16 protein-coding genes are annotated in these 13,541 nt (G+C 65.5%); 10 read left to right on the top strand and 6 right to left on the bottom strand.

Going from position 1 to position 13,541, the window contains the following annotated elements; genetic code table 11:
• Position 1 precedes the first annotated feature (1 nt).
• The 10 genes from GGD63_RS10300 to GGD63_RS10345 all read left to right on the top strand — a co-directional run bounded on the left by GGD63_RS10300 (position 2) and on the right by GGD63_RS10345 (position 7,907).
• Positions 2–1,192: a CaiB/BaiF CoA-transferase family protein gene (locus GGD63_RS10300; protein WP_183241403.1), complete on the top strand. Its 1,191-nt coding sequence runs from the start codon at positions 2–4 to the stop codon at positions 1,190–1,192.
• Positions 1,189–2,352, top strand: a complete 1,164-nt coding sequence (locus GGD63_RS10305) for an acyl-CoA dehydrogenase family protein (RefSeq protein WP_183241405.1) — start codon at positions 1,189–1,191, stop codon at positions 2,350–2,352. The genes GGD63_RS10300 and GGD63_RS10305 overlap by 4 nt, the downstream gene beginning before the upstream one ends.
• 11 nt (positions 2,353–2,363) lie before the next feature.
• Positions 2,364–2,771: a MaoC/PaaZ C-terminal domain-containing protein gene (locus GGD63_RS10310; RefSeq protein ID WP_183241407.1), complete on the top strand. Its 408-nt coding sequence runs from the start codon at positions 2,364–2,366 to the stop codon at positions 2,769–2,771.
• A 3-nt stretch (positions 2,772–2,774) separates the two neighbouring features.
• Positions 2,775–3,206 (top strand): MaoC/PaaZ C-terminal domain-containing protein, encoded by a 432-nt coding sequence (locus tag GGD63_RS10315; protein ID WP_183241409.1) that lies wholly within the window; start codon positions 2,775–2,777, stop codon positions 3,204–3,206.
• On the top strand, positions 3,203–4,156 hold the full coding sequence (locus GGD63_RS10320; RefSeq protein ID WP_183241411.1) for a dihydrodipicolinate synthase family protein: 954 nt from the start codon (positions 3,203–3,205) through the stop codon (positions 4,154–4,156). Before GGD63_RS10315 ends, GGD63_RS10320 begins: the two co-directional genes overlap by 4 nt.
• An 11-nt stretch (positions 4,157–4,167) precedes the next feature.
• Positions 4,168–4,470: a DUF4286 family protein gene (locus GGD63_RS10325; RefSeq protein ID WP_246785427.1), complete on the top strand. Its 303-nt coding sequence runs from the start codon at positions 4,168–4,170 to the stop codon at positions 4,468–4,470.
• Between the two features lie 122 nt (positions 4,471–4,592).
• The gene (locus GGD63_RS10330) at positions 4,593–5,429 is read left to right on the top strand and encodes an ABC transporter substrate-binding protein (RefSeq protein ID WP_183241414.1); all 837 of its coding nucleotides are present in this window, start codon (positions 4,593–4,595) and stop codon (positions 5,427–5,429) included.
• A 19-nt stretch (positions 5,430–5,448) separates the two neighbouring features.
• Positions 5,449–6,180 carry an amino acid ABC transporter permease gene (locus tag GGD63_RS10335; protein WP_183241416.1) on the top strand — a complete coding sequence of 244 codons (732 nt, stop codon included), beginning with the start codon at positions 5,449–5,451 and terminating at the stop codon, positions 6,178–6,180.
• Complete coding sequence (locus GGD63_RS10340) at positions 6,177–6,968, top strand: amino acid ABC transporter ATP-binding protein (RefSeq protein WP_283811944.1); 792 nt, start codon at positions 6,177–6,179, stop codon at positions 6,966–6,968. Before GGD63_RS10335 ends, GGD63_RS10340 begins: the two co-directional genes overlap by 4 nt.
• Before the next feature lie 9 nt (positions 6,969–6,977).
• Positions 6,978–7,907 carry a dihydrodipicolinate synthase family protein gene (locus GGD63_RS10345; protein ID WP_183241418.1) on the top strand — a complete coding sequence of 310 codons (930 nt, stop codon included), beginning with the start codon at positions 6,978–6,980 and terminating at the stop codon, positions 7,905–7,907.
• Here the strand turns inward: GGD63_RS10345 and GGD63_RS10350 are convergent.
• Genes GGD63_RS10350 through GGD63_RS10375 form a run of 6 tightly spaced genes read right to left on the bottom strand, consistent with a single transcriptional unit; the run spans position 7,904 to position 13,465 of the window.
• Complete coding sequence (locus GGD63_RS10350) at positions 7,904–9,208, bottom strand: LLM class flavin-dependent oxidoreductase (protein ID WP_183241420.1); 1,305 nt, start codon at positions 9,206–9,208, stop codon at positions 7,904–7,906. The two genes, GGD63_RS10345 and GGD63_RS10350, sit on opposite strands and share 4 nt — an antisense overlap.
• Before the next feature lie 4 nt (positions 9,209–9,212).
• A complete protein-coding gene (locus tag GGD63_RS10355) occupies positions 9,213–9,971 on the bottom strand; it encodes an ABC transporter permease (protein WP_183241422.1) in 759 nt (252 codons plus the stop codon).
• Positions 9,968–10,783: an ABC transporter permease gene (locus GGD63_RS10360; RefSeq protein WP_183241423.1), complete on the bottom strand. Its 816-nt coding sequence runs from the start codon at positions 10,781–10,783 to the stop codon at positions 9,968–9,970. The genes GGD63_RS10355 and GGD63_RS10360 overlap by 4 nt, the downstream gene beginning before the upstream one ends.
• The gene (locus tag GGD63_RS10365; protein WP_183241425.1) at positions 10,780–11,796 is read right to left on the bottom strand and encodes an ABC transporter substrate-binding protein; all 1,017 of its coding nucleotides are present in this window, start codon (positions 11,794–11,796) and stop codon (positions 10,780–10,782) included. Before GGD63_RS10365 ends, GGD63_RS10360 begins: the two co-directional genes overlap by 4 nt.
• A 23-nt stretch (positions 11,797–11,819) precedes the next feature.
• The gene (locus GGD63_RS10370) at positions 11,820–12,605 is read right to left on the bottom strand and encodes a class II aldolase/adducin family protein (protein WP_183241427.1); all 786 of its coding nucleotides are present in this window, start codon (positions 12,603–12,605) and stop codon (positions 11,820–11,822) included.
• The gene (locus tag GGD63_RS10375) at positions 12,602–13,465 is read right to left on the bottom strand and encodes an ABC transporter ATP-binding protein (protein ID WP_183241429.1); all 864 of its coding nucleotides are present in this window, start codon (positions 13,463–13,465) and stop codon (positions 12,602–12,604) included. The genes GGD63_RS10370 and GGD63_RS10375 overlap by 4 nt, the downstream gene beginning before the upstream one ends.
• Positions 13,466–13,541 lie beyond the last annotated feature (76 nt).

The following is a 13,541-nucleotide window of genomic DNA, read 5'->3' on the forward strand; positions in this document are numbered from 1 at the left end:
GATGAACCTGCTCGACGGCGTCAAGATCCTCAGCTTCAACCACTATCTCGCGGGGCCCCTGGCGGCGCAGACGCTCGCCGATCTCGGAGCCGACGTCATCGCGGTCGAGCCGATCGAGGGTGCGTTTCAGCGCAACTGGGCGGTCGCCAATCATTTCGTCGCAGGCGACAGCGTCAATCATCTGGCGACCGGCCGCAACAAGCGCAGCCTGGCGGTCGATCTCAAGCATCCCGACGGCATCGCCGCGGTGAAGAAGCTGGTCGCGACCGCCGATGTCGTGATGGAGAATTTCCGCCCCGGCACCATGGCCAAGCTCGGCCTCGGCTACGACACGCTCAAGGCGATCAACCCCGGCCTGATCTATGCGGTGGCAACCGGCTTCGGATCGGAGGGGCCGTACAAGGATCGTCCCGGCCAGGATCTGCTGCTCCAGGCCATGTCGGGTCTTGCGATGCGGACCGGGCGCGCCGATGGCGAACCGACGGCAGTCGGCGCTGTCATCGTCGATCAGCACGCCGCCTCGCTCTATGCCATGAGCATCCTCGCGGCGCTGTTTGCCCGGACGAAGACCGGGAAGGGCCAACTCGTCGAGGTCAACCTTTATCAGGCCGCGCTCGATCTCCAGGTCGAGCCGCTGACCGCCTGGCTCAACGGCGCGCCGTCCCCGACCTCGCGCGGTCCGGCCGGCATCGCGGCGTGGTTCAGCCCCGGGCCTTACGGCATTCACGCGACGGCGGACGGCCATCTCGCGATTTCCATGGCGTCGCCCAAGGCGCTCGCGGTTGCGCTCGAGAGCGAAGCGCTGAAGCAGTTCGGCGACACCGACAGTTTTTCGAAACGCGAGGAGATTACGCGGATCGTTGCGGCGCGCTTGAAGCAGAAGCCGACGGCCGATTGGTTGCCCTCGCTTGAAGCCGCGCGGATCTGGCACGCGCCTGTGCAGGATTATCGCGATCTCGAGTCCGATCCCCAGCTCAAGCACCTCGGCGTGTTCAAGAGCGCCGAAAGTGCAGGCGGTGCGCCGATCCGCATGATCGCCCATCCTGCGCGCTATGACGGCCAGGCGCCGGAGGTGCGGCTGGTGCCGCAGCGGTTGGGTGCGCAGACCCGCGAGGTGCTCGGCGAGATCGGTTACGGCGCCGCGGAGATCGAGGCGATGGTCGCCGGCAAGGCCGTCGGGGTGGCGCGATGATCGATTTTTCTGTCCCCGAAGAGACGCGCCTCCTGGTCGATACCGTCCGCCGCTTCGTCGAGACGGAAGTGCAGCCGCTCGAAGAGGTCGTGGAGCAGACGGCTACGGTGCCGGCCGACGCGCTGGCGGTCACCAAGGCCAAGGCGCAGAAGCTCGGCCTCTACGCCATGAACATGCCGGCCGATGTCGGCGGCGGCGGGCTGACTTGCGTCGAGCATTGCCTGGTCGAGGAAGAGTTCGGCAAGACCTCGGACGCGCTGATCCGCCGCGTGTTCGGCCAAGTCTATCCGATGTTGATGGCCTGCAAGGGCGATCAGGTCGAGCGCTATTTGCTGCCGACGGTGAAGGGCGACAAGATCTGCGCCATGGCGATCACGGAGCCGGGCGCCGGTTCCGACGCGGCGTCGATCAGCACGACCGCTCATCTCGATGGCGATCAGTGGGTCCTCAACGGCACCAAGCATTTCATCAGCGACGGCGACATCGCCGATTATGTGATCCTGATGGCGCTGACAGACAAGGAGAAGCGCGCCCGCGGCGGCATCACGCTGTTCCTGGTCGATCGTGGCACGCCCGGTTTCAAGGTCGCGCGGACCCAGCCGATGATGGGCCATCGCGGCTATGGCCATGCCGAGCTGAGCTTCGAGGATTGCCGCATTCCGAAGGCGGCCGTGCTCGGCGAGGTCGGCGGCGGCTTCAAGCTGATCATGCAGAGCGTGCTCCAGATCCGGCTCGCCCATATCGGCGCGCGCGCCGTCGGCATGGCGCAGCGCGCGCTCGAGATGATGCGCAGGCACGCCGGCGAGCGGCGCCAGTTCGGCCAGCTGATCGGCGACTTCCAGATGGTGCAGAAGCTGATCGCCGATTCCGCCACCGAGATCTTCGGCGTGAAGATGATGGTGATGAACGCGGCCTGGGACATCGATCAGGGCAAGGATGCACGCGACAAGGTCTCGATGATCAAGGTTGCGGCGTCCGAGATGCAGGGCCGCGTGGTCGACCGCGCCATCCAGGTGTTCGGCGGCATGGGGTTCAGCAAGGACCTGCCGCTGGAGCGCATGTATCGCGACGCCCGCGTCACCCGCATCTATGACGGCACGTCCGAAATTCACCGCATGCTGGTTGCGCGCAGCACCATCAAGAACGGCTTGCAGCTCTAGGGAAACGCCTCATGTCCCACGCACCTCTCAAGCCCGGCGCAGCCTTCGCCTTCCGCAAGACCATGACGGTCGCCGAGCAGGCGATGTTCACCGGCATCAGCGGCAATCTCGGCGGTCTCTATGTCGACGCCGTCCGCGCCAAAAAGGCGGGCGCCTCCAACATGGTGGCCTTCGAGCTCGCGGTCGGCGGTCTCGCCACCACCTGCCTCAGCCAGCTCGGTGGTCCCACGCGGCGGATCGGCAGCATCGCGCTGACTTTTGCCGCGCCCGTAATGGTCGGCGATTCAGTCGAGGCCAGGGCCGAGATCGTTTCGGTCGCCGGCGATGATGCGGTCTGTCGCGTCACCTGCACGCTGTCGCCCTCAGGTGCGACCGTGGTGGACGGCACCGCGACGCTGGTTCCGTTCGCGAAGGGCTGAGCCATGTACGAGCCGAAATCCTTCGAAGATCTCAAGGTCAACGACAGGGTCAGCCTGAGCAAGACCATCACCGAGGCCGATGGCGCTCTCTATATCGCTGCCACCGGCGATTTCGGCCCGGTCCATGTCGACGAGGTCTATGCCGGCGCGACGCGCTTTGGCCGCAGGCTTGCGCCGGGGATCATGGTCGCGGGCCTCTGCACCAGCATCCTCACCAGCGAGCTGGTCGGCACCATCGGCGTGTCGGTGGAGGATCGGTTCTGGTTCACCGGTCCCGTGTTCTACGGCGACACGCTCACCTTCGATGTCTGGATCGCCGAGCAGCACGAGGAGGCCCGCACCATCATCTGGGAAGCGAGCGCGCGCAACGAGGGCGGCCTCGAAGTGCTGAAGGCGCGCGCGAGCCTGAAATTTCCGCGGCGAAAACCGTCATGAGCAAGGCGATGCAGAAACCGGATTTGCGCGGCGTCACGGTCGCAACCGTGCTGCCCTTCAGGGACGACAGCTCGATCGACTGGGACGCCTACGTCCGCCTTCTCGACTATTGCGCCTGCCCGGACGGGATCGCGGCGGTGTTCGTCAACGGACATGCCGGCGAGGGCGGCTCGCTCTCGGACGATGAACGTCAGGCCGTGATCGAGCGGACACGCAAGCAGATCGGTGGCAAGCCGCTGCTTTCAGGCATCATCGCGCATTCCACCGCGGAAGCGATCCATCAGGCGCAGCTCGCGGAATCTGCCGGCGCCGATTGCGCCGTGCTGTTCCCGCCCGCGCCGCTCGGCGGCGGAGCGTCGGCGACCTCGCGCGCGCCGGTGGCTTTCGTGCAGGCGGTCAGCTCCGCGATCGGAATTCCGGTCTCGATCTTCCAGTACCCGCTGGCATCCGGCTTCGGTTACTCGCCGGAGACCTTGGCCAAGTTCGCTGCGCTCGACAGTGTCATCGCCGTCAAAGAAGGCAGCGACACCATGCTGGCCTATGACGAGAACCGGCGGGCGGTGAAGCAGGCCGATCCCTCCGTCGCGATCCTCCCCTCGAACTTCAACTGGTTCCTGCCGCAGCTCGCCGTCGGCGGCGACGGCATTCTCTCCGGCCTCGTCAGCCTCGCGCCGCATCTGTTCGCAGCACTCTGGCGGGCCTCGCTCGCCGACGATCTGAAGGCGATGCGCGCCGTCAACGAGCGGCTCTATCCGATCGTCCGCGCCATCTACGGACCTGCGCCGATCATGGACATGCACACGCGCATGAAGGTCGGGCTGAAGGCGCTCGGCCTGATCCGCAACGCCGATCCGCGGCCGCCGCTGCTGCCGGTTCTGCCTGCGCTGTGCGACGCCATCGCAACGACAGTCACCGCTGCGCGCGCGGCCGGCGACATCCGTCTGGCATGAGGAACGAGACGATGCCGGACGAAGCCTTCATCCACATCGTGCGGGTCGACATCGATCCCGAGCACGAGGCTGCGTTCAACGCCTGGTACGAGCAGAGGCATTTCCCTGATCTGCTCGCCTGTCCCGGCTGGCTCTCGGCAAAGCGTTTCGTCTCCGTCGGCGACGGGCCGAAATACGCCGCCATGTACGAAGTCGCGGGCAGGTGGGCATTCGAGACGCCGGAGTTCCTGAAGGTGAAGGGCTTTGGTCCTTTCGAATCCCTGGTGAAGAATTTCATGCGCATCCAGCTGAGGCCGATGTCGGGACCGGCTTGAGCCGATCGAAGACGATGCTGCCTGCCGTGTCGCGAGATCCGGCCGGCCGCATCCAAGAAACATCGAGGGGGAATCCCGGGCGAGGAACTGCATCGGTCATTGGCGTCTTACTGGAGGTATCCATGGTCTCGACATTGTTTCGCTTGGGTGCGGTTGCCGCACTCGTTCTCGCATCCACGGCGGTGCACGCCGCCTGTACGCCTGCGATCACCGACGACAATCTGATCGCGCCCGGGAAGTTGCAGCTCTCCATCAACCCGACCAATCCGCCGCAGCAGTTCGTCGACAAGGACGGCCAGCTGCAGGGGCTCAATGTCGAGCTCGCCGCCGAGCTCGGCAAGAGGTTGTGTCTTCCGGTCGAACTCGTCCGGATGGATTTTCCGGCGATGATTCCTGCGCTCAACGCGGCCCGCATCGACGGCATCGACACCGGGATGTTCTGGACCGAGGAACGCTCCAAGCTGATGTACATGGTGCCTTACGCCATCCAGGCGATCTCGGTCGTGGTGGCCCCCGACAGCGGCACAAAAATTGCTACCGAAAACGATCTGATCGGAAAATCATCCGCGGTCGAGGTCAGCAGCTACCAGATGAACTGGCTCAAGAAGCTCAGCGATGCCAGCGTCGCAAAGGGCGGCGCAGCCGTCGAGATGCGCACGTTCCCGACAGCGACCAACGTCGTCAGCGCGCTGCTTGCGGGTCAGGTCGACAACGCGCTGCTGGTCGACAGCGTGGCGCGCGATCTCGTCGGCCGTGGCCGCGTGAAGGAAGTCCTGAGCGGGCTCGGCACCGCGCGCACGACGCTTGGTTTCCGCAACAAGAGGGTCGCCGATACCGTCGTCAAGGCGCTCAACGCGATGCGGGCTGACGGCTTTTATCAGGCGCTGTTCGACAAGTTCGGCCTGACCGCCATGCCGGCCGACCAGCCGCTCGCGATCGCCGGCCCCGGTCCGGCCTGATACCTACGGAGACGAGCCGATGAGCCATTTCAGTCCGACGGCCGCCGTCAGCTACTTCTTCAACTACTTCCTGATGAAGGGAGTGCTCGTCACCATCGGCTTGACTGTGGCGGCGGTCGTCGGCGGATTGATTCTCGGCATGGGCATCGCGTTGCTGCGCATGTCGTCCAATCCGGTGCTCGCGGGCGCCGCGCGTTTCTACATCTGGTTCTTCCGCGGCACGCCACTTCTGATCCAGCTGGTCGTGATCTACAGCGGCTTGCCGCAGCTGGGCATCAAGTTCAGCGTGATCACCTGCGCGCTCGTCGGCCTGATCCTTAACGAGGCCGCCTATCTCGCCGAGATCGTGCGCAGCGGCTTCATGGCGGTGTCGGCAGGGCAGCGCGAGGCCGCCTGGGCGCTCAGCCTGTCGCCCTGGGTGACGTTCCGTCGCGTGACCCTGCCGCAAGCGTTCCGGCTGATGATCCCGCCGCTCGGCAACTCCATCAATTCGCTCTTGAAGGCGACCTCGCTCGCCTCGGTGATCTCAGTCGAGGAGCTCATGCGCCGCAGCGACATGCTGATGCAGGAGCACTTCCAAATCCTCGAAGTCTATGCGGCGGCGACGGCGTATTACCTTATCCTCACATCGGTTTGGGACGCGGTGCAGCGCCGGCTGGAGAAGCATTTCGGTCGATCGAGTGCCGCGAAAACCAGGCGGCTCGCAGCGAGCGCGCCGGTGGCGCAGGCGAGTGTGGAGGCCCGAGCATGAACGAGACATCGATGACGACGGCCGAATGTGCAACAGCGCAGCCGCAGTTTCGCGAGGTGCCGGCGGTTCGCATGGAGGCGGTCTACAAGCACTATGGCGACTTCACCGCGCTGGACCAGATCGATCTCAAGGTCGCCAAGGGCGAGAAGATCGTGGTCTGCGGCCCCTCCGGCTCGGGCAAGTCGACGCTGATCCGCTGCATCAATCACATCGAGAAGCACGATGAGGGCCTGATCTACGTCAACGGCGTCGAGCTCGACCATCAGCGCAAGAACATCGATGCGGTCAGGCGCGACACCGGCATGGTGTTCCAGAGCTTTAATCTGTTCCCGCACATGACAGTGCTGGAGAACTGCACTCTGGCACCGATGACCGCGAACGGGATGAGTGAGGCCGAGGCCAAGGACCTCGCCATGCATTTCCTTACCAAGGTCCGGATTCCCGATCAGGCCGAGAAATTCCCCGGGCAGCTCTCGGGTGGCCAGCAGCAGCGCGTCGCCATCGCACGCGCGCTGTGCATGCGGCCGAAGATCATGCTGTTCGACGAGCCGACCTCGGCGCTCGACCCCGAGATGGTCAAGGAGGTACTGGAGACCATGAAGAAGCTCGCGGAAGAGGGCATGACCATGTTGTGCGTGACCCATGAGATGGGCTTTGCCCGCGAGGTCGCCGACCGCATCGTGTTCATGAACGAGGGCAAGGTGGTCGAGCAGGCCGCACCGGAGGAGTTCTTCAAGCATCCGAAGTCGGAGCGGGCGCGGACGTTCCTCGACCAGATCATTCACTAATCGGCCAAGATGCGGACATTCAGCGACTGCCTGCGCGGCATCCACGCCGCCACCATCGTGCCGATGACGCCCGATTTCGCGATCGACGAGGCGCAGCTCGCAGCCCATCTCACCTCGGTGGCGTCCACGCCGGGCATCAACGGGCTCCTTGTCAACGGCCACGCCGGCGAGAATTTTGGGCTGTCGCTGGCCGAGAAGCGGCGCGTGGTGGAGCTTGCGCGGCAGCACGCGCCAAAGGATTGCCTGATCGTCTCCGGGGTCAACCATGAATCGAGCCTGGAGGCCGCGCGCGAGGCGGCTACGCTGGAGCAGGCCGGCGCGGACGGGCTGCTGGTGTTTCCACCCAACAGCTGGGCGCTCGGCCATGCCGATGACTGTGTGATCGAGCATCACCGCCACATCCGCGATGCCACGATGGTGCCCTTGATGCTCTACGCTGCGCCCGTCGGCGCGGGCGCGATGGCCTACGCGCCGCCGCTGCTGACGCGGCTTGTCGCCGATCCCCGTTTCGTTGCGGTGAAGGAAGGCAGCTGGGAGGTCGCGGCTTATGAACAGAATCTCAGGCTGATCCGCAAGCTGCGGCCGGACTTCGTCGTGCTCGGCTCCGGTGACGAGCATCTGCTGACGAGCTACATCGTGGGCTCGGCCGGTAGCCAGGTCAGTCTCGCCTGCGTCGTGCCGGAGCTCGTAGTCAGCCTTTGGAACGCGGCCGAGGCCGGCGATTGGGAGCGGGCGCGCGCGGCGCATGAGAAGCTCTATCCGCTGGCGGTCGCGATTTATCGCGACCCGCCCGGAGGACGGGCGACCGTGCGGCTCAAGGCCTGCCTGAAATTGCTCGGGCGCCTGTCATGCGACGCGGCGCGGCCACCGCAGCCGGCGGCGACGGCAAACGAGTTGCAGGCGCTTGAGCAGGCACTGCGCGAGGCCGACGTGCTCTAAGCCGCGAAGAACGGATTTTCCGGCCGCGTAAGGCCGAGATGATCGCGCAACGTCGTTCCCTCATAATCCGCACGGAACAGCCCGCGCTCCTGCAGGATCGGCACGACGAGCTCAACAAAGTCCTCGAACCCCTCGTGGAAATAGGGCGGCATCACGTTGAAGCCGTCGGCGGCGTGCGCCTCGAACCAGAGCTGCAGCGTGTCGGCGATGCGCTCGGCCGAGCCGCACAGCACCCAATGGCCGCGGGCGGCGGCGGTGAGATTGTAGAGATCGCGCAGCGTCATGTTCTCGCGGCGCCCCTTGGCGAGCATGACGCTGGCGAAGCTGTGATAGTTGTCTGATGGCGCGATGTCGGGGATCGGCCCGTCGAGATCGTAGGCCGACATGTCGCGGCCGAACCGGTCGGACAGGATGGCGAGCGCATTGCTGCCGCTGACGAAGCTCTGCAGGACGTTGAGCTTCTCGAACGCCTCCTTGTCGGTGCGGCCGACCACCGGCATCACGCCCGGCAGCACCGTGACGTCCTCCGGCCTGCGCCCGAACGCCGGCAGGCGCGTCTTCAGCGAGGCGTAGCCGGCCTTGGCTTCCTCGATATCCTGCACCACCGAGAACACGATGTCGGCGGTGCGCGCGGCGAGCGCCTGGCCGGCCTCGGAGCCGCCGGCCTGGAGCACGACGGGCCGGCCTTGCGGGCTGCGACCAATGTTGAGCGGGCCCTTCACCTTGAAGAAGGCGCCGTCATGGTCGATCGGACGAAGTTTTGCCGGATCGATGTAGAGGCCGCTGGCGCGGTCGGCGACGATGGCATCATCCGCCCAGCCGTCCCACAGGCCCTTGACCACGTCGAGGAATTCGCCAGCCATCTCGTAGCGGCGGGCGTGGTCGGGATGGGTGGTGCCGAAATTCGCCGCAGTCGCCGGATTGGCCGTCGTCACCGCGTTCCACGCGGCGCGGCCCTTGGAGATGTGATCCAGCGAGGCGAACACGCGCGCGACCGAGAACGGATCGCTGTAGGTGGTGGAGACGGTGGCGCCGAGCCCGATATGGCTGGTCGAGGTCGATAGTGCGGCCAGCATCGTCAGCGGCTCGAGCCGCAGCGTGTAGGAGGGGTGGGCGGCGGCGTCGGCATAGAGATTGTCGCCCATGAAGATCAGGTCGAACTTGCCGCGCTCGGCGGTGCGGCCGATCTCCTGGATCGCCGCAAAGTCCTGAAAACTGTCGACCGCGCCGGGATAGCGCCAGCCCGCGACATGGCTGCCGGTGCCGAGGATGAACAAGCCGAGATGCATCTGTCGTTTCATGGCGTCATGTCCAGAACAGGATTTTTCTCTCGAGCAAGCCGATCAGGCCGAAGAAGGCGAGGCTCGCGGCGGAGGCGACGAAGATCGCCGACCATACCTGGACGAAGTCGATCTGGAGCACGGCCTGGTAGATCACCCAGCCGAGCCCGCCATGGGCGCCGAGCATCTCGGTGACGATCGCCACGATCACGCTGCGCACGGTGGAAACGCGCATGCCGGCAAGCAGCAGTGGCAGCGCGGTCGGCAGGCGCAATCGCCACAGCACGCTGAGGCGGCTCGCACCGAAACTCTTCATGAGATCGACGGCGCGGCGATCGACCCGGTCGAGCCCGGCCAGCATCGACAGCAGGATGGTGAAGCTCACCGCCATCGCCACCATCACGATCTTCGAGCTGACGCCGATGCCGAACCAGAGCAGGATCAGCGGCGAATAGCCCACCACGGGGACCGAATTGATCGCGGTTGCAAGCGGCAGGATCGCAGCGCGCAACGCCGGCACCAATGCGATGGCGACGGCGAGGCCGGTGCCGATCAGGCAGCCGAGGGCGTAACCCGCCAGCGCTTCGAATAGCGTGTAGCCCGCGGCATCGATGAGGATTGCGCGTTTGGACCAGAGGCCTGCGACGATGTCGCTGACCGCCGGGAGAACATAGGCCGGCAGATGCAGTCCGCGCGCCAGGCCTTCCCAGCATGCGATCAGGAGGACGGCGCCGAGAATGCCGCGCTGGACAGCGAGCGAGGGAGAGGCGAGCGCACGGCTCATTGTTCGGCGCTCCAGAACACGAGCCGCCGCTCCGCCGCGGCGACCACCGCATAGAAGCCGGTGCCGAGCAGCGCCGCGGCAAGCAGGGCGCCCCAGATCGCGACGACATTCTCGGTGAACATGGCCTGGAGCAAGAGCACGCCGAGCCCGGAGGTGTCGCCGAACCATTCGCCGACGATGGCGCCGACGAGGCTCAGTGACGCAGCGAGCCGCAGCGCCACGAAGATCTGCGGTAGCGCGGTCGGAAGCTGCAGGCGCAGCAGGAGCTGGCGGTTGGAGGCGCCGAAGCTGCGCATCAAATCGACCTGCTTGGGATCGACGGTCTCGAGGCCCAGCAGCGTGTTCACCGTCACCGGGAAGAAGGTCAGATAGAACGCGATGATCGCCTTGGCGAGCAGGGTGTTGCCGAACCACAGCACCACCAGCGCGCCAAAGGCGATGACCGGAATGGTCTGCGACACCACGAAGATCGGAAAGATCATCTCGCGCAGCGCGCGGACGCGGAAGAACACGATGCCCATGAGCACGCCGAAGGCGCCGCCGGACGCAAAGCCGATCAGCGTCTCCGCGAGCGTGCGCAGAAAACCGTCGACATAGGCGCGCGGCGTCGCCGCCATCGCCATCAGGATCGTGCTGAGGCGCGGCAGGTAATAGGGCCGGATGCCGAACAGTACCACCGCGCCTTCCCAGATCACCGCCGCAATGGCGAGACCGAGCAGGAGCCGGATCAGCTTGCGCAGCGAATCCGGCATCGTGATCGACCGCGCCGCGGCGCGGCTGTCACCAAGCGATGTCGCCGCGGGGCGGCTCACGGCAGCCGGTCCGCCACGGGGACGCTCTGGATGAAGCTTGCGTCATAGGCGACAGCAAGATCGAGCGGCTTGGAGATCACGCCATACTTCAGGAAGAAGTCGTGCGCAGTCTTCACGGCATCGGCATCGATCCAGAACATGCCGTTCTTCGCCGCGGCGCCCGCGGTCATCAGGCGCTTCACTTCGGTGAGCATGAACTCCTGCTGCGCGCGGTCGAGCGTCGGGGCTACGGTCATCACGGTGTCGACGGCGCCCTTGGGATCGGAGAACGCGTCCTTCCAGCCCTTGAGCGAGGCGCGCAGGAACGCCTTGACCAGCTCCGGCTTCTCCTTGGCGGTCGCCTCGGCCACGATCAGCGTGTCGCGCGGGAAGGTGATGCCGTAGTCTTCGGCGACGAAGGTCTTCAGGCTGTCCTTCGGCATGCGCGACTGGATGGTGTAGAACTCGTTGTAATAGGTCGCCGTGACGACATCGACGCTGCCGTCGACGAAAGGCGTGACCGAGACTTGCTGCGGCTGGATCTTGAGCTCATCCGGCTTGATGCCTTCCTTGGCCAGCATGCCGTTGAGCACGTGATTGGCGCCGGTGAACCAGGTGGTGACGGTCTTGCCCTTGAAGTCCTGGATCGTCTTCACCGGACCATCTTTGCGGGTGACGAAGATGAACGGCGTGATCTGGTGCGAGACGCCGATGCAGACGATCGGCAGGCCCTTGTCGCGGGCGGCGAACACGCTGTCGGTGCCGCCGGAGAGGCCGAACGTGTCGGCCCCCGTCGCGACCAGGTTTTCGGTGAGCAGATTGGGCCCGCCGGGATTGATGGTGAGGTCGATGCCCTCGGCCTTGTAGTAGCCCTTGGCCACTGCGACGTAGAAGCCGGCGAACTGCGCCTGCGGCAGCCATTTCAGACGCAGGCTCGCCTTCTGCAACTCGGCGGCAGGCGCGGCCGTGACAAGCGAGCCGGTCGCCAGTGCGATGGCGGAGAGGACGGAGAAGGCGTGGCGTCGGCTCAACATGGTCATACTCCAGGCGGTGAAAATCAATTGCGGTAAGACGGATCGGTGCGATCGAGCTGGCGCATCAGCGCAGGCCATTCGCGCTCGCCGGGCACGAGGATGTCGCCCTGCAATTCCCAGAACTGACGGGCGGCCTTCTCGCAGACCTCGTGCGGCGGCATCACCAGCGTGGCGCCGGCTGCCGCTGCCGCCTGCATCTGGAGCTGGATCCGCGCGGCGCGCTCGAAATAATAGAGCAGCATGAAGGCTTCGCCCGGCGTCCGGCCGACGGTGAGGATGCCGTGATTGCGCATCAGCATCACCCTGTGCGGACCGAGGTCGCGCACGAGGCGCGTCTGCTCGTCGAGATCGATGGCGACGCCTTCGTAATCGTGGAAGGCCTGGCGGTCGTAGAAGCGCATCGCGAACTGGCTGAGCGGCAGCAGGCCCTTCTCCTGCCCGGAGACCGCAACGCTCGCGTCGGAATGGGTGTGCAGCACGCAGGCCGCGTCGTGGTTCGAGGTGTGGATCGCGGCATGGATGACGAAGGCGGCGACGTTGACCGCTTGAGGCGTGTCGTCGAGCTTGTTTCCCCTGGTGTCGATCTTGACGAGGCTCGACGCCGTGATCTCGTCGAACAGCAGGCCGTAGGGATTGATCAGGAACTGATCGTCATAGCCGGGAACGCGCAGGGAGATGTGATTGTAGATCAAATCGTCCATGCCGAGCCTGGCGACCATGCGATAGCAGGCCGCGAGCTTGATGCGGGCGTCCCATTCGGTCGGTTCGATGCCGCGCGGCGCGGGCTCTCTGGCTGACATCGCGTTCACTGCGGCTTCTCCTGCGCGATGGAGGACTGGAACGATTTCATGCTTTCCTCCTCGATCGCATCGAGCAGGGTGCGCTTGAGGCGGACGAATTCGGGGGAGGTGACGATCTCCGGCCGGCGCGGGCGGGGCAGGTCGACGACCTGTTCGAGCTTCACCGAGCCGGGACGCGCGGTCATCACCAGCACGCGATCGCCGAGGAAGATCGCCTCGTCGACGTCATGGGTGATGAAGAGAATGGTGCGGCGATATTTCTGCCAGACATCGAGCAGCCAGCGCTGCATCATCGCCCGCGTCAGAGCGTCGAGCGCGCCGAACGGCTCGTCGAGCAGCATCAGGTCGCGCTCGAACAGGAAGGTGCGCATCAGGGCGACGCGCTGGCGCATGCCGCCGGACAATTGATTGGGATACTGCTTCTCGAAGCCGGCGAGGCCGAACTCGGGCAGCATGTTCAGCGCCTTGGCGCGCGCCTGATCGCGCGGCATGCCCTCGACCTCGAGTGCGAGGATGGCGTTGTCCACCACGTTGCGCCACGGAAACAGCAAGTCGCGCTGCGGCATGAAGGAGACGCGGCCGAGTAGGTCGGCGGAATGGCAACTCTTGCCCTCGAAGCGCAGGATGCCGCCGGCATCAGGCTCCTCGAGGCCTGCGACGATATTGAAGAGGGTGCTCTTGCCGCAGCCGCTGGGACCGACGACCGTGACGAACTCGCCGGCGGCGATGCTCGCCTGGAGTCCGGACAGGGCCGCGACAGCACCGAATGTCTTGTTGATCGCGCGCAGCTCGAGTAGCGGCTCGGGCTTGGACTGAGCCTGCGGGGTTTCGGTGGCCGGGCCGGGATGGGGAAGGCGGGCAGCCTGCACCGGGATGTCCTTGTATAATGGCGGCGGTCATTCGCATACGGAAGCGGGACCGCGTCGAAATCTCTTAGCAACTCGT

The organism is Bradyrhizobium sp. cir1, assembly GCF_014198245.1.
GTDB lineage: Bacteria > Pseudomonadota > Alphaproteobacteria > Rhizobiales > Xanthobacteraceae > Bradyrhizobium.